The sequence below is a fragment of the Adlercreutzia wanghongyangiae genome, assembly GCF_035989245.1.
Taxonomy (GTDB): Bacteria; Actinomycetota; Coriobacteriia; order Coriobacteriales; family Eggerthellaceae; genus Adlercreutzia; species Adlercreutzia wanghongyangiae.
On the sequence record NZ_JAYMFF010000008.1, the window covers coordinates 1 to 24,106 of the forward strand.

Genomic DNA, 24,106 nt, shown 5'->3' on the forward strand with positions numbered 1-24,106 from the left:
CGTGTTATTGTTGTATTTCTCACGCCAATCCCCTATACTGGCGCAAACAGCCGATCCGGGCCCCGCGCCCGGTCAGACAAGGAGGGCCCATGCACGCGATGGTAACCGCCCGCGTTCCCGTGGAAATCCGCGACCAGGTAAACGCCCAGCTGCGCGAGATGGGATCGTCGGCCACTGAATTGGTGAACGCCGCCTACGACTACGTCCTGAAAACCGGCGAGCTGCCCGATGTAAACCGCGACGGGTCGCCGCTGCACATCGCGCTCACCGACGCCCAGGTCAACGAGCTGCGCTTCCGCCTGCGCCACGCAACCTGCGCCGTCCCCCGCTCGTTCTGGGACGAGCGGGCGGCCCTGCTGCGCGCTGAAGAGAAGGAGGGCTAGTCATGCGTCTGCTCATCGATGCCGACGTGCTGCTGGAATTCGTGGCCGAGCGCCAAGCGTCCGCCGAGGAATGGGGCAAGCTGCACGCCCTGGAGCTGACGGGCGCCGCCGAGCTGTGGGTGATCGCCTCCACCTACGACACCCTGCGCCGCGCCCTGGACGCCGTACTGCCCGACGAGGAGGTGCGGGGGGTGCTGCGCTCCACCATGAGCTTTTTGTCGGTGTGCTCGGTGGACGGCCCCGATATCCGCTTCGCCCTCGATCGCGGCTCCGTCCCCTTCCAGGCCGCTCTCACCGAATCCTGCGCCCGCAAGATCCAGGCCGACTTCATCATCACCCGCCAAGGTCCCATCGACCTGTCGCGGGCCATCCGCCGCGTCGCGCCCGATGAGCTGTTCTCGGTGCTGGAACAGGAACGCGGCATCGTCTTCGACCTTATAGAATGGTAGGGATCTCCCATGATCGACGAAATCAACGTGCGTGATATCGCCCTCATCCGCGCGGCGTCGCTCGCCCCCTCGCCACGTCTCACCGTGCTCACCGGCGAGACGGGCGCGGGCAAGACGGCCCTGGTGTCGGCTTGCAAGCTGCTCATGGGCGCGCGGGCCGACAGCTCCGTTGTGCGCGAGGGCGCGCCCGATGCCGAGGTGGCCGGCCGTATCTTCCGCAACGACGACCCCGCCGACGACATCGTCGTCAATCGCAGGGTGGGCGCCGACGGGCGCAGCCGGGCCACGCTGAACGGGTCCATGGCCAGCGTGGCGGAACTCGCGCGCACCGTAGGCCCCCTCATCGAGCTGTGCGGCCAGCACGAGTACCAGGCCCTGCTGAAAACTTCCGAGCACGGCCGCATTCTGGACAGCTGGCACGACGGCGCGGCCGAGGCCGGCGCACGCTACCGCGCCGCCTTCGAGGCAGCCCGCCAGGCCCAAGCCGCCCTCGATGAGATACAGGCCCAGGCGAGCGCCTCAACGGCCCAACTGGACGAGGCCCGCTTCGCCCTGCAGCAGATCGAGGCGGCAAACCCGCAGCCCGGCGAGTACGACGAGGTGCGCGACTGGCTGGCCAAGGCCGAGCACGCCGAGCTGCTCGCCCGCAACTCCCACGGTGCCGCCGAGGCGCTGTCGGGCGACGGCGGTGCCCTTGACGCCTTGAATACCGCCATCGCGCTCATCGACGAGGCATCCCGGGCCGACGAGGATCTGGCCCCCTACGCCCAATCCCTGCGCGAGACGTGCTTCGTCGTGGAGGACGTGGCCCGCGACATGGCCGGCTACTGCGACGATATCGAGTTCGATGCCGCATCCCTGGCCCAAGCCCAGGAGCGGCTGGGAGTCCTGGCGTCCCTCATGCACTCCTTCGGCCCCACCATGGAAGAGGTGTTCGCCCGTTGGGACGAGGCAAGCCGGCTCGTCAGCGCCGTCGACGATGCCGACGAGTGCGTGGCAGCGGCCACCGCGGCTCTCCAAGAGGCCGAGGAGGCCCTCGCCCGCGCGGCAGATGTCTACAATGAGCAGCGCATCCAGGCTGCCCCCGCTTTCGCCGAGGCCGTGGGAGCCGTGCTGAGCCAATTGGAAATGGGCGGTGCGGCCCTCGTGTGCACCGTGGCGCCGCTGCCCCGCGCCCAATGGACACGCCAGGGCGCGGCATCGGTGGTATTCGAGTTCAAGCCCGGCAAATCCATGCAACCGCGACCGCTGACCCGCATCGCATCCGGCGGCGAGATCAGTCGTGTGATGCTGGCCGTGAAGGTGGTGCTCGGCGCGAAGGACGGCACCGAGACCCTCATCTTCGATGAGGTGGATGCCGGCGTGGGCGGCAGCGCCGCCAACGCCCTGGCCGACGTGCTCGCCCGCCTGGCCGAAAGCCACCAGGTCATCGCCATCACCCATCTGGCCCAGGTGGCCGTGCGAGCCGACGCCCATTACGTGGTAAGCAAAACCAATGGCGACGAACCCCGTACCGAGCTGACGCTTGTGGAAGACGACGCGCGCGTGGCCGAAGTCGCGCGCATCCTATCGGGCAGCGCCACCGAGGCCTCCCTGGCCCACGCCCGCGAGATGCTCGCGCCCCACGCCTAACCCCGTCCCGTCACCCCCCCCGTAGGGGAGGGCTTCAGCCCTCCCTCATCCCGCCAGCCTCAAGGCGCCCTATCCGTAGGGGAGGGCTTCAGCCCTCCCGCAGCTGCCGGCACTCTTCCACCTCCAACGCAAAAAGGGACCCGGCTTTGGCCGGATCCCTTCCAATGCTCATCCCATCCGGGAAGCCTACTGGGCCTGCTGGCCCTCCTCCAGCGACTGGGCGATGGCCTTCACGTCGTCGTAGGCCATCAACTCGTCGATGGTCACGAACTTGAAGCCCTGCTCCTTCAGGTAGGGCAAGGCGATCTTCAGCGCCTCGATGGTCTGCGTGCGCGGACCGCCACCGTCGTGCATCAGCACGATGTCGCCCGACTTCACGCTCTCGATGCGCTGCACGATGGCATCCACTCCGGGACGGCGCCAGTCCTCCGTGTCCACGTTCCAGCCGATCTCTGCCGTCACGTAGGGCTGCAGCGTCCAGATGATCTCGTCGTGGTAATTGCCGCCGGGCGAGCGGAACACCTTAGACGCCTCCTGGCCCGTGGCATCGGTGATGGCCTGCTGGCCCTTCTGCACCTCGGCGATCTGCTCCTCGGTGCTCATGCGCGTCATATCGACCCCGCGTCCCGAACCCGCCGCGTGATCCCAGCTGTGGGTGGCAATCTGATGACCCGCCTCGGCCATCTGCTTCATGGTATTCGGCTGGTCGGCGATCTGCTCGCCGATGGTGAAGAACGTCGCCTTCACGTCGTATTCCTTCAGCACGTCCAGAAGCTCGCTCGTCGTGGCCCAGGGGCCGTCGTCGAACGTGAGGGCCACCACCTTCTCGTCGCCGGGGTTCGCGTCGTACTGCAGGTACACGTTGTTCTGCACCGGCTTGACCACCTCTTCGACGGTCTTTCCCGACACCTTGCCGGTGCGCTTCTCGGTCTGGCCGGCCTCGCCGGGAATGTACACATGAATGGCGCCCTGTCCCAGCTCCGCCTGGCCGGGTGCCGTCTCGACGGTTTCGGTGTCGTAGTCCTCGGTTATGTCCGATCCGTCGACGATCTGCACGGTGTCGCCCTTGTGGAGCGCCATGTTGGTATCGGTGATCTCGTTGCCGTTCACCGTGCCGCCGAACGGCGTGCCCGAGCCCTCTTCCAGCACCTCGCCGTCCACGGCCACCAAGTTGCCCGCCTTGGGACTCACCACACCATCGGCCACGATATCAGCTGTCGTGGTGCCCTGGTTCACCGTGCGCGTCATACCGTTGACCGTCACGTTGAACGTGGGCGGGTTCAAATAGAGGTAGGCGCCCACGCCGCCGCCCACCAGCAGCACCGCCACCAGCACCAACGAGATGATGCCGGCCTTCTTTTTGTTGCCCTTCTTCTTATAGCGGTCGAAATCGGCATAGGGAGCCGCCGGAGCGCCTACCTTATGGGCCGGCATCACCCGCGGGTTGCCGGCAGCCGACTGGGCGTAGCCCGCATAGCCCCCCTGCTGCTGGTAGCGTGAGCCGTATTGGGGCGGCACGGGCCCCGAAGGATGTGTCTGGGCCGGTGCCGCGGGATGGGGCTGGGCCGTCGCGGCCGCGTACTGCTCGTAAGCCGCCCGGGCGGCCGCCTCCTGGGCGGCGGCGTCCTGACCCGGGGCCACGCGGGCCGCATCGGGCGTCGGCGGCACTCCCCCCGCCGCAGCCGCTCCGGCCGCCGAGGGCGCTGCACCGTCGTGGCGTCGCACGGGCTTGCGGTGGTTGCGGGGATTGTTGCGCGGATTGTTCGCCCCGCCGGAGGCGGGCATCGGTTGATCGGGCATCGCTCTTCCTTCACGCACGGCTCAGGGCCGTTCGACAGCAGACAACAGGTAAGGGAATTATACGCGCTTCTCCCCGTTCAAGGTCATTGCGGCTGCTTACATTTCCGTAAAGTTCGCAAACCGTGCGATCTCCACAAAAATTCGCTGAGCGACGCCCTCCTAGTTGGCGCGGCTGCTGCCGTAGGCGGCGTGCTTGCGGTTGCCGTAGGCGCTCCCCTTGCGGGCGCTCTTCTTCAAATCCTTCAGCACGTCGTCCTCCGACTTGTCCTCCACGGTGCTCTTCAGCTTCACCACCTGGTCGCGCAGACGAGCCGCCTCCTCGAAGTCCATGTCGCGCGATGCGGCCGCCATATCGTCCTCCATGGACGAGATGAGGCGCAGCACCTCCTCGCGCGACAGCTCCGCGAGCTCCTTGTTCACCTGCTCGGCCGTGGTTCCCTCCACATCCTCGGTGATGAATCCCATGATGTCGTTGATGGCCTTGCGGATAGTCTGGGGCTCAATGCCGTGCTCCTCGTTGTAGGCCATCTGGATGTCGCGGCGCCGGCGCGTCTCGTCGATGGCCCGGCGCATGGAGTCGGTGATGCGATCGGCGTACATGATGACCTCGCCCGACACGTTGCGGGCCGCGCGCCCGATGGTCTGGATGAGCGAGCGGTGGTTGCGCAAAAAGCCCTCCTTGTCGGCGTCCAGGATGGCCACGAGCGACACCTCGGGCAAGTCCAGTCCCTCGCGCAGAAGGTTGATGCCCACGAGCACGTCGAACTCGCCGCGGCGCAGATCGCGCAGGATCTCGGTGCGCTCCAGCGTGGCGATGTCGGAGTGCATGTAGCGCGCCTTCACGCCCTGGTCCAGCAAGTGATCGGTCAGATCCTCGGCCATCTTCTTCGTGAGCGTGGTGATGAGCACACGCTCGTCGCGGGCCGCGCGCTCCTTCGCCTCGTCGATGATGTCGTCGATCTGGCTTTTGCTCGTGCGCACCACGATCTCGGGGTCCAAGAGGCCCGTGGGGCGAATGACCTGGTCCACCTGGGCCAGGCTCACCTTCTCCTCGTAGTCGCCCGGCGTGGCCGACACGTAGATGAACTGCGGGATGCGCTCCTCGAACTCGTCGAAGCGCAGGGGGCGGTTGTCCAGGCAGCTGGGCAGGCGGAAACCGTGCTCGGCCAGGGTGATCTTACGGGAGCGGTCGCCCTCGTGCATGCCGCGAATCTGAGGCACCGTGACATGGGACTCGTCGATGATGCAGAGGAAGTCCTTCGGGAAGTAATCGATGAGGGTGTAGGGCGGCTCGCCCGGCTCGCGCCCGTCCAGATGCCGCGAGTAGTTCTCGATGCCGGAGCAGAATCCCATGGTCTCCAGCATTTCCAAGTCGTAGTTCACGCGCATCTCCAGACGCTGGGCCTCCAGAAGCTTTCCCTCTTCCTTGAACTGCTGCAAGCGCTCGCGCAGCTCGTCCTGAATGGTGGTAAGCGCCTTGTCCATCTTGGGACGCGCCGTGACGTAGTGGGAGGCCGGCCAGATGGGCAGCGCCTCGAAGGAGTTCAGCACCTCGCCCGTGACCTGGTCGATCTCGTCGATCGACTCTATCTCGTCGCCCCAGAACTCGATGCGGATGGGATGGTCGGCGTAAGGCGGGAACACATCGAGCGCATCGCCACGCACGCGGAAGGTGCCGCGTTTCTGCTCGTAGTCGTTGCGGTCGTACTGGATGTCGATGAGCTCGTGGATGACCTCGTCGCGATCCATCTCCTTCTGCTTGTCCACGAACACCGCCATGCCGGCGTAGTCCATGGGGCTGCCGATGCCGTAGATGCAGCTGACCGACGCCACCACGATCACATCGCGGCGAGACAAAAGCGCGCTCGTGGCCGCGTGGCGCAGCTTCTCCACCTCCTCGTTGATGGAGGCGTCCTTCTCGATGAAGGTGTCGGAGGCGGGCACGTAGGCCTCGGGCTGGTAGTAGTCGTAGTAGCTGACGAAGTACACCACGGCGTTGTCGGGGAAGAACTCCTTCAGCTCGGCGGCCAGCTGGGCCGCGAGGGTCTTGTTGGGGGCCATGACGAGCGTGGGCTTCTGCACCGCCTCGATGGTCTTCGCCATGGTGAAGGTCTTGCCCGAGCCCGTGACGCCCAGCAGCGTCTGGTAGCGCAGGCCCTCCTCCACGCCGTGGGCGAGCGCGGCGATGGCCTCGGGCTGATCGCCCGACGGCTCGAAGGGCGAGACGACTTTAAAGGGGGTGTTGGCCAAGCGCACCTCGGGGAGCTTCCCCTCCATGGCCATGCCTTCTATATTGGAAAGATGAGTAGACACGCCCATCCCTTTCTCACGCAGTTTCGCTATAAGGAGAACAGTCTAGCACCTTCCTCAAGAAATGAACAGATGTTCGTTTGATTATCATGGTTTTGTTTGAGCAGCGTAACCGCCCGACACTTTGCTTGGGCACTAATCTCGAATCCCAATCGAATGAAGGAAGCCCCTAAAACGAATAAATAATACGGTAATTCCTCCTTTTGTAGACCGCTCCTACAATGGCAAAAGTTAGCGATCGCTTATTCAAGGAAAGGAAGAGACCCATGGACAGGAACCTATCGCGACGCAGCTTCGTGGCCACCTCTGTATTGGCGGGCATCAGTGCTGCTCTGGGCCTGCAAGGCTGTGCCCCGGAAGAACGGCAGCAAGCCGCTGAGGGCGAAGCGGCCGGCTCATCAGAGACGGCTGATGCAGTCATCGTCGGCGGAGGATTGGCCGGAATGATGGCCGCCATTACGTTGTCCGACCTTAAGCCTGAAGCAAAAATCATCCTTCTTGAGCAGCAAGACTCGCTTGGCGGCTCTTTGAAACTCTCGGATGGATACTTCGTCGGATTCTCGAAACGCTACAACGAGAGTCCCGCGGACTGCGCTTCCGCAGACGAGATCATCACCATGATCGATGCCGCAGCCAACGACGTGGAACGCCATGGCTACGCCGAGGAAAAAGGCTGCCTGAACAGCGCACTTCAGGAGAGCTACTTCAGCAGAACAGCAGAGGTAATCAAGGCCCTTATGGCCATGGGCGTCCCCTTCCCCGATTCCATCGACGTGGACGTCCCTTACGCTGCCGGCGCCTATGCAACCGACATCTTCGCCGCAGCTCCCGAAGGCAGCGGAGGCGCCTTCGCTGATGCCGTCATCAAACAACTCGAGAAGACCAGCGTCGACGTACGAACCGACTGCCAGGCCACGGCCCTTGTGGCCGAGGGAACCACCGTAACCGGCATCGAGATTGAGCAGGCAGGCAAGACCTCCGCCATCTCCTCCCGCGCGGTGCTGCTGGCAACCGGCGGCTTCGCGGCGAACCCGGACAAGATCAGCGAGCACTTGCCAGCCTTCAGCAAGTGCAACTTCTTACCCAACCCGGGCGCAACGGGAATGGCCATCGATTTCACGCGCCAATTCAATACGCCTCTCGTCTCCGACGGCGTCTACGGCGGAATGATCGCAGACGATGACACCATTGTCGTCACGGCATGCAATTTCCTCGTGAATGAAAAGGGCGAGCGCTTCTGCGACGAGACGGAGAACTGGTACCTCATCATGTGGCCCCTGGTGCAGCATACCGAGAACTCGTATGCCTGGTGCATTTGCGACAGCGACTACGTCGAGCAAAACGAGGAGGAGACCCGGCCGAAAATCGATGCAGGATCCCTCGTACCCTTCGACACCATCGAAGAGCTTTGCGCTGCCACGGGGATTGACGCAGACGCCCTCAAGGCAACGATAGAGACCTACAACGCAGACGCTACAGCAGGTCGAGAGCTCCCCTATGGCTTGCCGGCCGAATACGCTCACAAAGTGGAGCGCGCGCCATTTTACGCGGAAAAGGCAACCACCTATTGCTTCGGCACCATCAAAGGGCTGAAGATCGACGAAAACTGCCAAGTCGTGGCCGGCGACGGCGCGCCCATTACGGGTCTCTACGCCGCTGGCGAGGTGGCGGCCGGAAACGCGTATTTCGGTCAGTACCCCGCAGGAGGCGCGGGCAACAGCCTCGCCAGTCTCGCAGGGCACTTCGCCGCCATTCGCCTCTGCGACAATCTCTAGCTTTCGGCAAAGTAGCTCTTTGCATAATCGGCGAACGCACGCGCCGCTTGCCCGCAATCAGCCTTGGCGACAATGCCATAGCTGGCTTCGCCCCAATCCAAGGGAACGCAGGTAAGCGGCGGGGTGCACGCCGGCGCATACCGGGTCGGCACGGGCACAACTCCCCCCTCGAGTGCCACTCTCATAAGAAGCGCTGTACTGAAAACCGACTCGTCGAAAACGATGTCGAGGCGCTTTTCGGCGACCGTGCTCTCGAAAAGCCTCATCTGCGGCTCCTCGCGGTACATCGATTCGACGTAAACCGTCTCGCCGTCCAAGTCCTCAAGGCGAACGGTCTCGCGTTTCGTCAACCGATGACCTTCGCCGACGGCGCAGCAATACGTATCGCGGTACAGCTCGGTATAGCAGAACCCCGCATCCGCCAAACGCTCCATCCAAGGGAGGAAAACGATATCTATCGTTCCTTTTTCCAGCTCATCGAGTTGCTGGTCGTAAGGAATATCGACAAATTGGCACGTCACGCGTCTCTCTTCCCGCTCAAAACCCGAGCACAACTCGAGCAGCGAGATCGATGCGTCCCCATCGGCGCAGGCGATTCGCAGAACCTGGGATCGTTTTTTCTCCAGCGCTTGGCCCGACGCCCGACCTTCCTCGTATAGACGCAAGATTTCCCGAGCCGTTTGGTAGAAAGAGGCACCTGCCTCGGTAAGGGTCACGCCACTGGGACTTCGATCGAACAAGCTGAACCCCAGATCCCTCTCCAGCAAAGTGATCTGTTGGAGCAACGCGGGCGCCGAGATGAAGGACTTCGCCGCCGCTTTGGAAAAGCTTCCGTTATCGGCAGCAAGCAAAAAGGACCCCAACTGTCTCTCATTCATTGGCACCTCCTCTCTCTCCGCATTAAGTTTTAACATCATACTACTTAAGAGATGGATTCTTCCTCCCGCATCGGACAATCCCTAGAATCCCAATCGCAGGCTGGGATTCGCCCCACCTGGGAAACCACCAAGTGAGAGGGATATTATGACCATGGATCAGACTCGCCGTACCTTTCTCAAGAGCGGCGCTATCGCGGGAGCCGCCGTCGCACTTGGCGCACTTGCTGGATGCTCGCCCCAGGAAAAGGGGAAAGAAGGCAGCGAGCTCGCGCAAACAGCTGGATCGAACGCAGAGGAGGGCTCCGAAGCACTGCCCGAATCGGCAGACCTGTCGGCCACCGTGCTTGTCATCGGGTCAGGTATAGCGGGTACCGTAGCGGCGCTAGAGGCGGCGGAGAGAGGAATGGACGTACTCCTCGTAGAAAAGAGCGAGAACCTGGGAGGCACATCCGCCCTCTGCAGCGGTGCCTTCATGGCCGCCGGGACAACGCTGACCCAAAGCAGTGGGGTCACCCTCACGGTAAATGATTTCTACAACACGCTCATTTCCCTGGATGCCTCGTCAACCACCGATCGAGATATCATCCAGCGTTTCGCCTTCAATGCCGCCTCCGCCTGCCGTTTTCTCGAGGATCACGGTGTGACGTTCACCGAACTTACCAGCCCGCGGCTCGAGCTGCCCGCGATATCTCACATGACCGAGGGCGGAAGCGTCGTCATGGAAACTCTCGGTGCCCACCTGAGCGACAAGGGAGTGACCGTTGAGACCGGCTTGCGTGTCACCGATTTGGTCAAGGACGAAAGCGGCCGCATGATCGGTGCCTGGGGAGAACAAGCCGGTGATCGCGTCTCCATCCGCTCTCCTTACATAATTCTGGCCACGGGGGGTTTCGCGAGCGCCCAGGAAATGCTCGCGAAACACGCGACGCCACTCCTGTTGAGCAGCAGCACCATGAACCCTAACACCGGCGACGGATACCGTCTGGCGAAAGCGGCCGGATCGGCAATGCTCGATACCGACGCCGCAATCGTCACAACAAGCGACACCCAGGGAGAAAACTGGGTGGGGGCCTTCAGTGAAGACCTATTCTATGTAACAGACGAGGGCGAGCGATACTGCGACGAATCTATCAGCACCTTCGATCGCAGCTTCATCATGATGGCCCGGGGGATCACGACCGAGTACATTATCGCCACCGAAAGCCAGTACGAGGCATTCAAAGCCGATTTCGACAGCGCCGCTGCCGACGGCCGCTCTTTCTCGTCCGATGACCCCCGGGAGCTTGCGCGGCAAATGGGCATCGACCCCGACCGCTTCGCGCAAACCGTGCAGCGCTACAACGAGTTGTGCGACAAGGGCGTCGACGAGGACTACGGAAAAGACTCCCAGTACCTGACCAAGCTCGAAGGCCCTCTGCACTCCCTTACCTGCGCCTTTGATCTCACCGACACCGCAAGCGGACCGCGCATCAATAAGAACGCCCAGGTGATTTCCATCGACGGAACGCCAATCGAGGGTCTGTATGCCGCCGGAGCAGTCACCATGGCACAGCTATTCGGCCATGCCTATATAGGCACGGGATCCTCGATGACCAATGGGGCGGTTTTCGGGCGGGCCGCTGCGCAGCATATTTCCCAAATCAAGGACATTGCCTAAGGACATTTCCCGGCCACCCCGGGTCTCTTCCGCGGAATCCTCCCCAGGCTCTCTGCTACAATCATCGCGTCACCGAGTAGGAGGAGGATTCCGTGAATCCAAAGAACGTGGCGCCCGGCATCGGCATCTGCGCCGCCCTGGCGCTGCCCTGCTGGTTTCTCGGCGAGGCGCTGCCCGTGGTGGGCGCGCCGGTGTTCGCCATCCTGCTCGGCATGGCCGTGGCCCTCGCATGGAAGCAACCGACCCGCGGCGCGGTGCAGGACGGCATTGCCTTCACGGCGAAGAAGGTGCTGCAGTACGCCGTCATCCTGCTCGGCTTCGGGTTGAACCTGGCCCAAATCGCGGCCGTGGGCGCCGAGAGCCTGCCCATCATCTGCTCCACTATCGCCACGGCCCTCATCGTGGGATATATCCTCTACAAGGTGCTGCGCATGGACTCGGCCATCGCCACGCTCATCGCCGTGGGCTCGTCCATCTGCGGCGGCTCGGCCATCGCGGCCACCGCCCCGGTCATCCGCGCCAAGGACGAGCAGGTGGCCCAAGCCATCTCGGTCATCTTCCTGTTCAATGTGGCCGCGGCGCTCGTCTTCCCCACCCTGGGCGGCATGCTCGGCATGTCCAACGAGGGCTTCGGACTGTTCGCCGGCACCGCCGTGAACGACACCTCCTCGGTCACCGCCGCGGCGGCCGCCTGGGACGGCATGCATCCCGGCGCGAATGCCCTTGACGACGCCACTATCGTGAAGCTCACGCGAACGCTCGCCATCATCCCCATCACCCTCGCGCTCGGCATCCTCATGGCCCACAAGGACAATGCGGAGCTGGCCGCCCAGGCCACCGCCGCCGGAGCCCCCATCGTGCGCGAGGGCCTGCTCGGCAACTTCTCGCTCAAGCGCGCCTTCCCCACCTTCATCCTGTTCTTCCTGCTGGCGAGCGTTGCCACCACCGTCGCCGTGGCGCTGGGCGCCGATATCGCCGTGTTCGCGCCGCTGAAAACGGCGAGCAAGTTCTTCATCTGCATGGCCATGGCCGCCATCGGGCTTAACACCGACATCGTGAAGCTCGTAAAAAGCGGCGGCAAGCCCATCCTCATGGGCGCCATCTGCTGGATCTGCATTGCCGCCGTGAGCTTGGGCATGCAGCATATATTAAATCTGTGGTAGCGAACAACCAGGCGACGTAGGTTCGCCCAAGGGAGTCAGCGAGAGGCCCTGCCGCGTTTCAGATTCGTCCGCCTTTGGCCCAAGCGTACTTCGGTACGCGCCGTGGCCAAAACAGTGAACAGCCCGGTGGGCTGTTCAGCGCCTTTCAGGCGACCGAGAGGGAGCGTCCTGCGCAGCAAACTGCGCAGGACATGAAATGCGGCAGGGCCTCGTAGCGTCGGCATTGATCCTGTTGCGTTAGCAACAGGATTTATATTGGTTCCACCAGGCGAGCACTTCGTTGCGCAGCTCGTCGGGGGTGCCGTCGTTGTTGAAGACCACGTCGGCCGCCTCGATGCGGTCGGCATCGGTGATCTGGCGGGCGATGCGGGCGCGCACGTCCTCCTCGGGAAAGCCCGAGGCCACCGCGCGCTCGATGCGGGTCTCCAGCGGCGCCAGCACGGCGATGACCACATCGGCGCCGTAGGCCAGCGAGCTCTGGCGGTTGCGGAACACCGAGTACTCCACCACCACGGCGGGCTTGCCCTCGGCGGTGAACCCGTCGATGAGATCGGTGTAGCGCTCCTCGATGCGGGGCATGGTGATGGTGTTCAGCTTGCGGGTGGCCGCCGGCGTCGCGAAGGCCTTGGCCGCAAGGGCGCTGCGCACCACTTCCCCGTTCTCGTCGAAGATGTCATCGCCGAAAGCACCGCGCAGATCGTCCTTCACCGTATCCCACGTGAGCACCTCGTGCCCCACCTGGTCCAAATCGATCCACGCCAGGCCCTCGTCGGTCAGCGCCTTGCGCGCCGTGGACTTCCCGGCCCCCATACCGCCGATGAGAAACAGCTTCTTCATGTCGCACCTCTCCTTCGGAATTTCGAATTCGCTGGCATCATGATACACGAAAAAGAACGGGCCGCCCCGATGGGCGGCCCGTCAAATTCACGCTTTTGCGCTGGAAGCTACTCGGCGTCGGCGGTCTCCACCTCGACGACCTCGGCCTCGGCCTCGGCCGGAGCCTCGTCCTTCTTGCGGCGGGCCGGCTTCTCCTCGGCCTGCACCGACTCGTCCACGTCGATCTCGAAGCCGAGCTCCTCGGCGGCGGCCTTCATGGACAGGGAGATGCGGCGGCGGTCCGGGTTGATCTCCATGACCTTCACCTTCACATCGTCGCCCGCGTGCACGACCTGCGCCGGGGTGTCGATGTGGCGGCCGGCCATCTCGGAGATGTGCACCAGGCCCTCGATGGAGTCGCCCAGCTCCACAAAGGCGCCGAACGGGACGATCTTGGTGACCTTGCCGTCGACGATGGTGCCCACGGGGTAGTTCTCCACCAGCTTGATCCACGGATCGGGCGTGGTCTGCTTGAGACCGAGGGAGATGCGCTCACGCTGCAGATCGACGTCGAGCACCTCGACCTCCACCTCGTCGCCCACCTTGACGACCTCGGAGGGATGGTTGACGTGGTTCCAGGACAGCTCGGAGATGTGCACCAGGCCGTCGATGCCGCCCAAATCCACGAAGGCGCCGAAGTCCACGATGGAGGACACGTTGCCCTTGAGGCGCATGCCCTTCGACAGCTTGGAGAGGATCTCGGCGCGCTCGTTCTTGCGGCCTTCCTCCAGCAGCACGCGGCGGGACAGCACGACGTTGTTGCGGTTGCGGTCCATCTCGATGACGCGGGCCTCGATCTCGGTGCCCAGGTACATGTCCAGATCCTTCACGCGGCGCAGGTCCACGAGAGAGGCCGGCAGGAAGCCGCGCAGGCCGATGTCCAGGATGAGACCGCCCTTGACCACCTCGATGACCTCGCCGGTGACCACTTCGCCGGCCTTGAACTTCTCCTCGACGGAAATCCAGGCACGCTCGTACTCGGCGCGCTTCTTGGAGAGGATCAGGCGGCCGTCCTTGTCCTCCTTCTGGAGAACCAGAGCCTCGATCTTGTCGCCCAGGCTCACGATGTCGGACGGATCGGCGTCCTTGCGGATGGACAGCTCGCGGGAGGGGATGACGCCCTCGCTCTTGAAGCCGATGTCCACCAGCACCTCATCGTGCTCCAGCTTGACGACGGTGCCGTCGACGAGATCGCCCTCGTCGAACTCGGTCAGCGTGCCGTCGATCATCTCGTTCATCTGCTCATCGGAGATGTCGGAGAAGTCGATCACGGAGGTGTTCTTGATTTCGGTCAAAACGGACCCCTTTCAAAAACTAAATCGGGGACCCTTCGTCATGATGGTTGATACTTACCATGTTCGCTTGCAGAAGCAAGAGATCGCGGTGCAACAAACATGTCTCGGGGGCCAGCAGATACTTTCACTCGCCGGTTTCGGCAAGCCCGCCCAGTATAGCACCGCCGACCCATGAAGAATTGTGAATTTTGCCCGAGTGCCGACATTTTTCGCAGGGCGCCCACAGAGCTCACCGATGCTGCACGGCAAAGCCGCGCCAAACAGCGGGGAGCCCGAACGCAATGGCTATCGCCGCGAGCGATGCCGCTCCATCGCGAACAGGTATTACCCAACGGCAAAGGCCATCGGCTAGCATGGTATCAGGAGGTGCCGAACATGGAAACACAGGCGGCAGGGGCGTTTCTCATCTACTGCCTCGTCAACGCATTTACTCCCGGGCCGGGAAACATCCTCGCCCTCAGCACAGCGGCAAGCCACGGCTGGCGACGCGGGATGCCCCTGTACCTGGGCATTTTCTGCGGCTACTTCGCCGTTCAGGCGATCTGCGCGCTCACGGTGTTCTTCTTAGGCTCGGCCGTGCCCGACGCGCTCGGAATCTTGAAGTACGCGGGCGCCGCCTACGTGGTCTGGCTCGCCGTGCACATCGCGCGCAGTCGCCCCGAAGAGGACGGGTCGGGCGGGAGGCCCTCGTTTGTCCAGGGGTTCCTCCTGCAATTCGTCAACGCGAAGATATACCTGTTCGGCATCACGGCGCTCGTCGGCTTCATCGTCGGCCACGCGAGCGATCTTCCCACGCTCATGGTCGTTGAGATGGTGATCGCCTCCATCGGAACCGTGGCAACCCTCGTCTGGATCGCCTTCGGCGTGGCGCTCCAGAAAGCCTACCTGCGCCACTTCCGCGCCGCGAACCTCGTCTTCGCCGCTACGCTTATGCTCTGCGCCGTAGAGATGCTCGCCTGAACACCGCGCTTCCGCTACTCGGCCGCCTGGGCCTCGCGCAGGGCGTGCACAAGCTGGTCGGCGCAGGACGTGGAGCGCCGCCCGCAGGTGTTGCCCTCCAGAAGCGCGGCCACCTCGTCCACCTTCATGCCGGCCACCAACTTGGAGATGGCCTTCAGGTTGCCGTCGCAACCGCCGACGAACTGCACGTTTTGCACCGTGTCGCCGCTCACTTCAACGTCGATCTGACGGGAGCACACGCCGCGCGGAGTATAGGTATGCATAGCAGGTTCCTTTCTCTTGTCTTCTCTCGCACGCGATTGTACCGCAAGACGAGCGGAATACTTTGCGTTAGAATGATCGGACACGCTTCTTTGAATCGGGTTTCATCGAGATAAGGCTCCGCATGGAATTGACGCTTTCGGTATTCCTCGCACAGGCAGGCGACCATCCCGTTCTGCTCGGCATTCTGGCACTGGTCATCGGCGTGACCGTCATCTCGGGAGCCACTGATGCCCCCAACGCCATCGCCTCGGCGGTGTCCACCCGCTGCCTCTCGCCCGGAGTAGCGCTCGGCCTCGCCGCCGTGTTCAACTTCGTCGGTCTGGTGGGCATGACCTACATCTCCACCGCCGTCGCCCACACGATGTTCAACATGGTGGACTTCTCGGGCAACACCCACCAGGCGCTGCTCGCCCTCATAGCCGCCATGATAGGCTCTATCGGCTGGGGCGTGTTCTGCTGGTTCTGGGGCATCCCCGCCTCGAAATCCCACTCGCTCATCGCCGGGGTCACCGGCGGGGCCATTGCCCTGAACGGCCTGGCGGGCGTGGTGCTCTCCGAGTGGATGCTCGTCATTTACGGCATGGTGTTCTCGCTGGTGGGAGGCTTCATTCTCGGCATGGCAACCACCAAGATCATCGAGTTTCTCTTCTCCTGCGTCGACCGACGCCGCGGCGACAAGGTGTGTGTGGTGCTGCAGGACATCTGCGCCTGCGCGCTTTCGTTTCTGCATGGCGCCCAGGACGGTCAGAAGTTCATGTCCATCGGGCTTTTGGGCATCGCGCTGGCCTTCGGCATGGAGACGAGCGGTGCCACCGACTTCCCCCTGTGGCTGATGATCATCTGCTCGCTGGCCATGTCGCTGGGCACGCTGCTCGGCGGCAAGCGCATCATCAAATCGGTGGCCATGGACATGGTCTCGCTCGAGAAATACCAGGGCGTGGCCGCCTCCGCCTCCACCGTTATCACCCTGTTCGTGGCGTCCATGACCGGCATGCCCGTGTCCACCTCGCACTGCTCTACCGCCTCCATCATGGGCGTGGGCGCCTCGCGCAGCTTCAAGCGCGTGAACTGGGGCGTGGCCCGGCGCATGGTGTGGGCCTGGGTGCTCACCTTCCCCTGCTGCGGCTTCATCGGCTGGGGCCTGGCCAAACTGTTCATGCTGTTCTAAGGGCATCCCCGATCCTCAACCGAGCCAAACGCCCTTTGCAACGGTGCGCGCCTTGCCGCCGACCTCGATGCGACAGCACTCGCCATCCTTCGCGGCCCTGACGTAGAGCCTCGATGGGCGTCCCACATCAGCGCCCTGCGCCACAGTATACGCCAGATCGGCACTGCCGAGCGTTTTGTGGCGCAGCAGATAGGCAGCCAGACAGCCGTTGGCGCTCCCCGTGGCAGGATCCTCCGGAAAGCCCGAATCGTCCATGAATACGCGCACTTCAATTCCCTCTTCCGTCGGCACGAAGACCAGCACGTTGCATTTGCAATACCGCTCGTGCACAAGACGAAGTGCGTCATAGTTAACATGGCTGCGACGCAAGGCGTCCAAAGAGGCCAATGGCGCGATAATGGCCTCCAGTCCCGTTGACACCAGCTCAACAGGCGCACCCGCGACGACATCGGACACTTCCAAGGAAAGAGCGCGTGCTACATCGGCAGAATCAACCGAAAGACCGAACTCTGGCTGGTTCTGAGTCATGAAGAGCAGCTCGCCCTCACCGCGCACAGGAATCTTCCCCGCGGGCAGATCGAGGTAAATCGTCTCATCGGAGGAAATACCGTACACCTCGCGTAGCAGATGAGCTGTGCCCAACGTAGGATGACCCGCAAAAGGCACTTCGACATCCGGCGTGAAGATGCGCACATCGAAGGTGCAATTGCCCTTATCGCCGGAACAGACGAACGTCGTCTCCGAGAAGTGCATTTCCTGAGCGATGGCTTGCATCTCTTCTGTAGCCAGCTCTCCTTCAGAAAAGAAAACGGCCAACTGATTGCCTTGATATTTTTCCTCAGCGAAGCAATCAACGATGTAGAACTCCATGGACCTCCCCTTCTTCTCGCTATCAAATCTGCTGTGAAAGCAAAACCCGCTCGATCCGGCGCTAGAGCGCTGCCACGGTGCCGAGCCCGTGCTCGGCGGCAGCATCGAGGGCCATCTTGGCGCAGGCGATATCCAGCAGCGCGGTGCCAGCTGAGTCGAACACCGTCACCTCGTCGGGGTCGGTGCGGCCCTCCACCTTGCCCGCAAGCACTTCGCCGAGCTCGCCGGCCACGTGGTCGGCATCGAAGACGCCCTGGGCCAGCCCGAGCTCGATCTCGCCGTTGCCGATGCAATTCGCCGTATCGTCGGCGAACAGGCGCCCACCGGCAATGATGGCCGGGTCGATTTCCTGCTTGCCCGGCATGTCGGCGCCCATGCAGGAGAAATGCGTGCCGAAGCGCACCCAATCCGCATCAATAAGCGGTGTTGTGGACATCGTAGCCGTGATGACGATATCGCTCGCATCCACCGCCTGGGCGAGGTCGCCTGCCGCCTCGAAGCGCACATCGGGGCGCTCGATGCGGAACTGGTCGGCCAGCTTCTGCGGCAGCCGCTGCGCCAGATCGCGGGCACGGTCGGGGTTGTGGGGATTGGCAACGCGCACGGTCTTAATGCTATCGAACAGCGAGAGGGTGGCCGCAACCTGGTAGAGCGCCTGGTGCCCCGCGCCCACCATGAGCAGGCTCTCCGATTCGGGATTGGCAAGAACGTGAGCGCCTAGGGCTCCGGCCGCACCGGTTCTCATGCCCGTGATGCCCGCTCCGTCAACAACGCCCACCGGCTCGCCGGTCTCGGCGGAAAGCACGACGATGAGGCCGTACAGGTCGGGCAGGCCGCGGGCGGGGTTCTTCGAGAACCACGCCACGGTCTTGTGCCCGAACACGCCGGCACCACCCAACACACCGGACTTGATGTCCATGTCGGCCACGCCGGGCTCGAAGGCATGGTAGACCATGGGCCACGCCTCGGCCGCCCCCGTCGCCTTCTGCTCGTAGGTCGCGCGCACGGCGTCGATCACCTCGCCCATGGTGAGGCAGGCGGCCACGTCCTTGGCGGACAAAATGCGAATCTCGCTCATGTTCATCTCCTGTTCCGGGACGCAAGCGCGCCCCTTAAGCGGGCGGGACGTCGTGCCAGCGTCCCGCGCAATCGTCTAACGAAGTCCCACGGCCTCGAAGAGGCAATCATCGAGAGCATCAAGCAAAGCTTCGTTCTCCTCCGGCGAGCCCACCGTGATACGCAGCCAGTCCGCGATACGCGGCTGATCGTAATGGCGGACGAGCACGCCGCGGCGCTGCAGTTCGCGGCACAGCTCTGCGGCGCCCATGCCGACGGGCCTCGTGAAGAGGAAGTTGGCCTTCGAGGGAAGCACGGTAAAACGGCGCCAGCGCAGCTCGTCGGCGAGAAAGGCGCGCTGTTTCGCCACCGCCTCCATGCACTGCTCCAAATAGTCCGTGTCCTTCACGGCCGCGATGCCCACAGCGGCGGTAAGCGCGCTCACGTTGAAGGGATTGGTGCTGAACTTGATGTCGCGCATATCGTCGATAATCTCCTTGCGGGCCACGGCGAACCCAATGTGGGCGCCGGCCAGGTTGCGCGACTTCGACATGGTCTGCACGACGATGAGGTTCCTATAGCGCCTCACCAGCGGAAGACAGGTCCCGTCGCTGTAATCGACATAGGCCTCGTCGACGATTACCAACCTGTCCGGCCTCGCCCGCACGATGCGCTCGATATCCTCGATCGGAAGGGCGATCCCCGTCGGAGCGTTCGGGTTCACCAGCACCACAGGGCCTTCGAACGCCTCAAGCGCCCGCACGTTCACCGTGAAGTCCTCGTTCAGGGGCACCTCCGTAAAGGGCGTGCCGAAGGTGGTGCACCAATCGCGGTAGAAGTTGTAGGTGATATCGGGAAAGGCAACCGGCGTCTCGTCGTCGAAAAACGTGCGGAAGGCGATGGCGAGCACCTCGTCGCTGCCGTTGCCCACGAACACCTCCTCGATGCTCACGCCAAGAACCTCCGCCACAGCCTCCCGAAACGCGAGGCAATGGGGATCGGCGTAGCGCCCGAGCCCGTCGATGAGCGCGTCAGTGAGCGCCGCGCGCACGGCGGGCGAGGGCGGCATCGACGTCTCGTTGGCGTTCAACTTCACATAGGGCCGGTCGTGGAGCTGCAGGCCCGGCCGGTAGGGCTGAACGTTGGTGTAACGGCTGCTGAGGAACTGGCTCACGGCGCTCACCGCCTTCCGGTTTCAATTCGGCGTAACTTACTCCAGCGTGCGCAGATACTCGCTGATAGCGAGCAGGCCGCTGCGCAGGGCATCGGGGTCGTCGGAGTAGCCGTAGCCCACGCGGAAGCTCTTCGGCTCCTCGAAGCAATCGCCCGGCGTGACGAACGCGCCGTTGAACTTCACCATATCGGTGCAGAAGTCATAGGAGGGAATATCGTAGTCGTAGTAGACGAGCGCCGTGGTGCCGGCCTCGGGCTTCACGATGGACAGATGCGGCTCGGAATCGACCCACTCCAAGAGAGTGGCGAGGTTCTCGCGCACAATGCGACGGCTGCGATCGAGAATCGCGTCGGCATGGGCCAAGGCGTAGGCCGCCACCGCCTCGTCGAACATGCCGCAGGAGATGAGGTTGTAATCACGGTGGGACAAAAGATCGCGGCGCAGCTGCTCGTCCTTAGTGATGCACCAGCCCAAACGGATGCCCGCCAGCGACCACACCTTGCTCATAGAGCTGGTGGTGATGCCCTTCTCGTAGAGGTCGGCAACAGACTCGGCGTACTCGTCGGTCTGGTTCAGATGACGGTACACCTCGTCGCAGTGCAGCCACGCGTCGTTCTTGCGCGCCACCTCCACGATGGCTCGCAGCGTCTCGCCATCGAGCAGGGCGCCGGTGGGGTTGTCGGGGTTGTTGATGCAGATGAGCTTCGTCTCCGGCGTGCACAGAGCATCGAGCGCCTCGACATCCACATGGTAGCCGTTCTCCTTCTCGAGATGCAGCACGTCCACCTTGGCGCCGCACATCTCGGGAATGGAATAGAGCTGCTGGTAGGTGGGCATAACCGACACCACATGGTCGCCGGGATTCACCAGCGTCGAGAGCACGAGCGAGTTGGCGCCTGCGGCACCGTGGGTGGGGATAATGTGCTCGGGCTCTACCGTGCGGTAGAGCTTCGCGATGCCGGAAAGCAGATCGGGACGGCCCTCGATGTCGCCGTAGGTGAGACGGCGCGTCGCGAAGGCGTCCAGAAACGCCTGCTTGTCGCCACCGGTAAGCTCGAAGAGCTGGTCGAGGGAAAGCGAGTACACGCACGTCTCGGCGACGTTGTAGGTGCACTTGGTCTCCCAGAGGTTCATCCACTGCTCGACTTCGAAATCCTTGATCTCCATGGGTGTTCTCCTTCTGCTGGTTTCCGGTCTCTCCGTTGGGAACGTGGTTCCAGCATAAAAGGCGAAGCAGGAGCAGAGGGTGGAGGTAGTCACAGGCTCTGGGACCAGCAATTGTGAGCAGCCACAACGGCACGCGCGGCCGGCTGGGGTCGGCCGCACACGGCGCGCAGACGAGCCGCGCGCCGTGTCGCTCGCAGCGCTCTGCGAAGGCGCGATGCCTAAAGGAAAATCATCGACAAATAGGCGAACAGCTGCTTGTCCGTGGCATTCTCCATCGCCAGCACCGCGCGAGCGCGGTTGACGCGGTTGCGCACCGAGTTGGGGTGCTGGCAGAGGCGCTCGGCCGCAAGCGTCGTCTCTCCCCCGCACTCCACGTAGGCGCGCATGCTCTCGACAAGATTGGAGCCCGTTTCCGCATCGGAGGCGACAAGCCGGCCAAGGCCCGCTGCGCACGCGCGCTCGAGCAGCAAGCCGTTCCCCCGCGCAATACGGAAGGCATCCGGGCCCAGCGTCCCCCACGACACAACAAGCCGTGAAGTTGCCCGAGCGATAGCGCAGCAGCCGAGAGCCTCGGCTATGGCCCCATCAGCCCAATCGACGCCCAGCGCCTCGGAAAGCCCCGCAGCGCAACGCGTCCCGAACCCAGCCGTCAGCGCCTCCGCATCAGCCTCCCCCAGAGGAGCAAGGTCGTCGCTGGCCAACAGAGCCAGCAGACCGTCCCCGAACCGCGTGACAAAGCACGGGGAAACCTTCGGAAGGACCCAGGCAATCTGGTTTTTCAACGCGGCGAGCACAAGGGGATCGCCCTCGTCGGCGACAAGGGCCACGGCTTGCACCACCGAACCCCCAAGTCCCGTGACGTCGGCAAAACGGCGGCGCAAATCGCACGTCCCGCGCAGCTTCATCAGCTGACGAAGCTGCTCCTCGGCGCGATCATCGCGGGCGTCTTCGGCGATAAGGCTTCTCGCCTCCGAGATGATCTGCTCCAGCGGCCCGGAACCGTAGCGAACGAGGGGCACCCTGCGCCGACAGCTTGCAGCGATAACCCGCTCTGACGGTTCGTAGGGAATGGCGCCCTTTATAAAGATGCAGGCTACGTCGCGGCCGATCAGACCGAGAATCGCCTCATCGATAAACGCCTCGTTGCCGCCGGAGAACCCAAGGGACGAGAAAACGGCATCCCCCGGATAGAAACTGTCGTAATCGCCCGTCAGGGCCTCGGCATCCAGGATGGCAATCTCCTTCACCGCGCGATGGGGCGTAGCCTCGGGCGCCGCGAGGACGACGACATCCCCGATAACAGGCAGGTTGACGAGATCCTTAGGCGTGATCACGAAAGTTCCTTTCGAGCGCGAGCGTTGCGGAGCCATCCTCGGGGAAGGGTCATTCCGATCCTCCTCTTTTACGGGATTGTACCGTATTTTCAGATGTCCCCGAAACCGAGGACATCGCCGGGCTCATCGCAAGCGCGCTCCTACACTGCCGCCGCGCCGCGCTCGCCGGTGCGGATGCGCACCACCTCTTCCACCGGTGCCACGAAGATCTTGCCGTCGCCCACCTCGCCCGTGCGCGCCGCGTCCACGATGATGCCGACCAGCGCATCCACCGCACTGTCCTCAACCACGATCTCAAACTTCACCTTCGGCACCATGTTCAGCAGCACCTCGGTGCCGCGCACGTACTCGCTCCAGCCGTGCTGGGCGCCGCAGCCGTGCACCTGGGATATGGTCATGCCGCTCACGTTCGCCGCGAACAGCGCCTCCTTCAGCGGCTCCATCTTCTCGGGCCGCACAATGGCCGTCACTCGTTTCATGGTATCCTCCTATTGCGCTATCTAACTTTCTTGGCAAAATCAGCGAGGGCCTGACAAGTCCGTTCGTGTCGCAGGACGAACGGACCCTTAGTCCAAGCCCAAGTAGGCCGGATAGGCCGACTCCCCGTGCACGGCGACATCCAAACCCGACGCCTCCTGCTCGGCACTCACCCGCAAACTGCCCTTGAAGCACGCCCGCACGATCAGCGCCAGCACCATGTCCGCCACGGCCACGAAGGCGATCGTCACCAAGATGCCCAGCACCTGCGCGCCCAACAGCGTCCAGTCGCCGGTGTACAGCAGCCCGCCGTGATCGGTCCAGGAAAGACCGGGCACGCAGAACAGGCCCGTTAGCACCCCGCCCACGACGCCGCCCACGCAGTGGCAGCCGAAGGCGTCCAGCGCATCGTCGTAACCCAGACGCCGTTTAGCCTGGGAGATGGCCAGGTACACCACCGGGCTCACGATCAGTCCCATCACAACGGCCGCCCACGGCTCCACGAACCCGGCTGCCGGCGTGATGGCCACCAGCCCCGCCACCAGGCCGGTGGCCGCGCCCACGAGCGTGCACTTCCCCACACGCACCCGCTCCACAACCATCCAGGAAAGCACGCCGGCGGCACTGGCCGCCGCCGTGTTCAGCAGCGCGAGCGCCGCCACGCCGTCGGCGGCGAACTCGCTGCCCGCGTTGAACCCGAACCAACCGAACCACAGAAGCGCCGCGCCCAGGGCCACGAAGGGCACGTTGTGCGGGCGGTAGCTCATGACCGCGAACCCCTTGCGCCGCCCCAGCATCAGGCAGAGGATAAGCCCCGTGAGACCCGAGGAGATGTGCACCACATCGCCCCCGGCGAAATCGAGCGCGCCGATCATCTCTCCGATCAGCGACCCTTCCCCACCCCACACCATATGCGCGAGCGGCGCGTACACCACGATCACCCACACGGCCACAAACGCGCACACAGCACCGAATTTCATGCGCCCGGCCACCGCGCCCGTGACAATAGCGCAGGTAATCATGGCGAAGGCCATCTGGAACACCACATCGAGCAAGGCCGGGTAAGCCGCGCCCAGGGCCGGGTCCACGGCAAGCGCGCCCTGATCGGCCAGTACCGCAAAGGCAGTGGGCACCGCCTGGGCCTCAGCCACCATATCGTTCACCGCCGACAGACAGCCGATCTGATCGAGGCCACCGAAAAACGGCAGGGACCCGTCGCCGCCGTAGGCGAACGACCAACCGCACACCACCCACGCCACACCCACGATGCCGATCACCGCAAAGATCATGACCATGGTGTTCACCACGTTCTTGCGGCGCGACAGCCCTCCGTAGAAGAATGCGAGTCCGGGCGTCATGAGCAGCACCAACATGGTGCACACGAGCATGAACCCGGTCGATCCGGTGTCAAGCATGGC

Annotated in this window: 21 protein-coding genes; 8 read left to right on the top strand and 13 right to left on the bottom strand. The window is 63.6% G+C overall.

What is annotated here, in order from left to right; genetic code table 11:
* Positions 1–89: 89 nt before the first annotated feature.
* Genes VIN30_RS04765 through VIN30_RS04775 form a run of 3 tightly spaced genes read left to right on the top strand, consistent with a single transcriptional unit; the run spans position 90 to position 2,464 of the window.
* A complete protein-coding gene (locus VIN30_RS04765) occupies positions 90–383 on the top strand; it encodes a hypothetical protein (RefSeq protein ID WP_338209719.1) in 294 nt (97 codons plus the stop codon).
* 2 nt (positions 384–385) lie between these two features.
* Positions 386–832, top strand: coding sequence for a PIN domain-containing protein (locus tag VIN30_RS04770; protein ID WP_326424282.1), 447 nt, complete (start codon positions 386–388; stop codon positions 830–832).
* 9 nt (positions 833–841) lie between these two features.
* Positions 842–2,464, top strand: coding sequence for a DNA repair protein RecN (locus VIN30_RS04775; protein ID WP_338209721.1), 1,623 nt, complete (start codon positions 842–844; stop codon positions 2,462–2,464).
* A gap of 186 nt (positions 2,465–2,650) precedes the next feature.
* Here VIN30_RS04775 and VIN30_RS04780 read toward each other — a convergent pair whose 3' ends face one another.
* Both VIN30_RS04780 and uvrB read right to left on the bottom strand, forming a co-directional pair.
* Positions 2,651–4,264, bottom strand: coding sequence for a polysaccharide deacetylase family protein (locus tag VIN30_RS04780; protein ID WP_338209722.1), 1,614 nt, complete (start codon positions 4,262–4,264; stop codon positions 2,651–2,653).
* Between the two features lie 159 nt (positions 4,265–4,423).
* Positions 4,424–6,541, bottom strand: a complete 2,118-nt coding sequence (gene uvrB, locus VIN30_RS04785; protein WP_338209724.1) for an excinuclease ABC subunit UvrB — start codon at positions 6,539–6,541, stop codon at positions 4,424–4,426.
* Positions 6,542–6,795: 254 nt separating this feature from the next.
* Between uvrB and VIN30_RS04790 the strand changes: the two genes are divergently transcribed.
* The gene (locus VIN30_RS04790; protein ID WP_338209726.1) at positions 6,796–8,349 is read left to right on the top strand and encodes an FAD-dependent oxidoreductase; all 1,554 of its coding nucleotides are present in this window, start codon (positions 6,796–6,798) and stop codon (positions 8,347–8,349) included.
* Here the strand turns inward: VIN30_RS04790 and VIN30_RS04795 are convergent.
* Entirely contained in the window at positions 8,346–9,227 is an 882-nt protein-coding gene (locus VIN30_RS04795; protein ID WP_338209727.1) for a LysR family transcriptional regulator, read from the bottom strand. The genes VIN30_RS04790 and VIN30_RS04795 overlap by 4 nt on opposite strands.
* Positions 9,228–9,372: 145 nt before the next feature.
* On the opposite strand from VIN30_RS04795, the gene VIN30_RS04800 reads away from it, so the two are divergent.
* Both VIN30_RS04800 and VIN30_RS04805 read left to right on the top strand, forming a co-directional pair.
* The gene (locus VIN30_RS04800; protein ID WP_338209729.1) at positions 9,373–10,884 is read left to right on the top strand and encodes an FAD-dependent oxidoreductase; all 1,512 of its coding nucleotides are present in this window, start codon (positions 9,373–9,375) and stop codon (positions 10,882–10,884) included.
* A gap of 92 nt (positions 10,885–10,976) precedes the next feature.
* Entirely contained in the window at positions 10,977–12,047 is a 1,071-nt protein-coding gene (locus VIN30_RS04805; protein ID WP_338209732.1) for a YeiH family protein, read from the top strand.
* A 237-nt stretch (positions 12,048–12,284) separates the two neighbouring features.
* On the opposite strand, the gene coaE is transcribed toward VIN30_RS04805, so the two are convergent.
* Positions 12,285–12,884, bottom strand: a complete 600-nt coding sequence (gene coaE / locus VIN30_RS04810; protein WP_326424286.1) for a dephospho-CoA kinase — start codon at positions 12,882–12,884, stop codon at positions 12,285–12,287.
* Positions 12,885–12,991: 107 nt separating this feature from the next.
* Positions 12,992–14,218, bottom strand: a complete 1,227-nt coding sequence (gene rpsA / locus VIN30_RS04815; protein ID WP_338209734.1) for a 30S ribosomal protein S1 — start codon at positions 14,216–14,218, stop codon at positions 12,992–12,994.
* A 375-nt stretch (positions 14,219–14,593) separates the two neighbouring features.
* Between rpsA and VIN30_RS04820 the strand changes: the two genes are divergently transcribed.
* Complete coding sequence (locus tag VIN30_RS04820; RefSeq protein WP_338209736.1) at positions 14,594–15,178, top strand: LysE family transporter; 585 nt, start codon at positions 14,594–14,596, stop codon at positions 15,176–15,178.
* A 14-nt stretch (positions 15,179–15,192) separates the two neighbouring features.
* On the opposite strand, the gene VIN30_RS04825 is transcribed toward VIN30_RS04820, so the two are convergent.
* Entirely contained in the window at positions 15,193–15,441 is a 249-nt protein-coding gene (locus VIN30_RS04825) for a TIGR03905 family TSCPD domain-containing protein (RefSeq protein WP_326424289.1), read from the bottom strand.
* Positions 15,442–15,563: 122 nt separating this feature from the next.
* On the opposite strand from VIN30_RS04825, the gene VIN30_RS04830 reads away from it, so the two are divergent.
* Positions 15,564–16,610 (top strand): inorganic phosphate transporter, encoded by a 1,047-nt coding sequence (locus tag VIN30_RS04830; protein WP_338209740.1) that lies wholly within the window; start codon positions 15,564–15,566, stop codon positions 16,608–16,610.
* 15 nt (positions 16,611–16,625) lie between these two features.
* Here the strand turns inward: VIN30_RS04830 and VIN30_RS04835 are convergent, their stop codons facing one another.
* The 7 genes from VIN30_RS04835 to VIN30_RS04865 form a co-directional block, all read right to left on the bottom strand.
* Entirely contained in the window at positions 16,626–17,480 is an 855-nt protein-coding gene (locus VIN30_RS04835) for a PhzF family phenazine biosynthesis protein (RefSeq protein ID WP_338209742.1), read from the bottom strand.
* 61 nt (positions 17,481–17,541) lie between these two features.
* Positions 17,542–18,558: an ornithine cyclodeaminase family protein gene (locus VIN30_RS04840; RefSeq protein WP_338209745.1), complete on the bottom strand. Its 1,017-nt coding sequence runs from the start codon at positions 18,556–18,558 to the stop codon at positions 17,542–17,544.
* Between the two features lie 75 nt (positions 18,559–18,633).
* Positions 18,634–19,710 carry a pyridoxal phosphate-dependent aminotransferase gene (locus tag VIN30_RS04845; protein ID WP_338209747.1) on the bottom strand — a complete coding sequence of 359 codons (1,077 nt, stop codon included), beginning with the start codon at positions 19,708–19,710 and terminating at the stop codon, positions 18,634–18,636.
* A gap of 36 nt (positions 19,711–19,746) precedes the next feature.
* Positions 19,747–20,877 (bottom strand): aminotransferase, encoded by a 1,131-nt coding sequence (locus VIN30_RS04850; protein WP_338209749.1) that lies wholly within the window; start codon positions 20,875–20,877, stop codon positions 19,747–19,749.
* Positions 20,878–21,095: 218 nt separating this feature from the next.
* Positions 21,096–22,211, bottom strand: a complete 1,116-nt coding sequence (locus tag VIN30_RS04855; RefSeq protein ID WP_338209751.1) for a helix-turn-helix domain-containing protein — start codon at positions 22,209–22,211, stop codon at positions 21,096–21,098.
* A 140-nt stretch (positions 22,212–22,351) separates the two neighbouring features.
* Positions 22,352–22,690 (bottom strand): P-II family nitrogen regulator, encoded by a 339-nt coding sequence (locus VIN30_RS04860; protein ID WP_326424291.1) that lies wholly within the window; start codon positions 22,688–22,690, stop codon positions 22,352–22,354.
* An 87-nt stretch (positions 22,691–22,777) separates the two neighbouring features.
* Positions 22,778–24,103 carry an ammonium transporter gene (locus VIN30_RS04865; protein WP_338209753.1) on the bottom strand — a complete coding sequence of 442 codons (1,326 nt, stop codon included), beginning with the start codon at positions 24,101–24,103 and terminating at the stop codon, positions 22,778–22,780.
* Between the last annotated feature and the right edge of the window lie 3 nt (positions 24,104–24,106).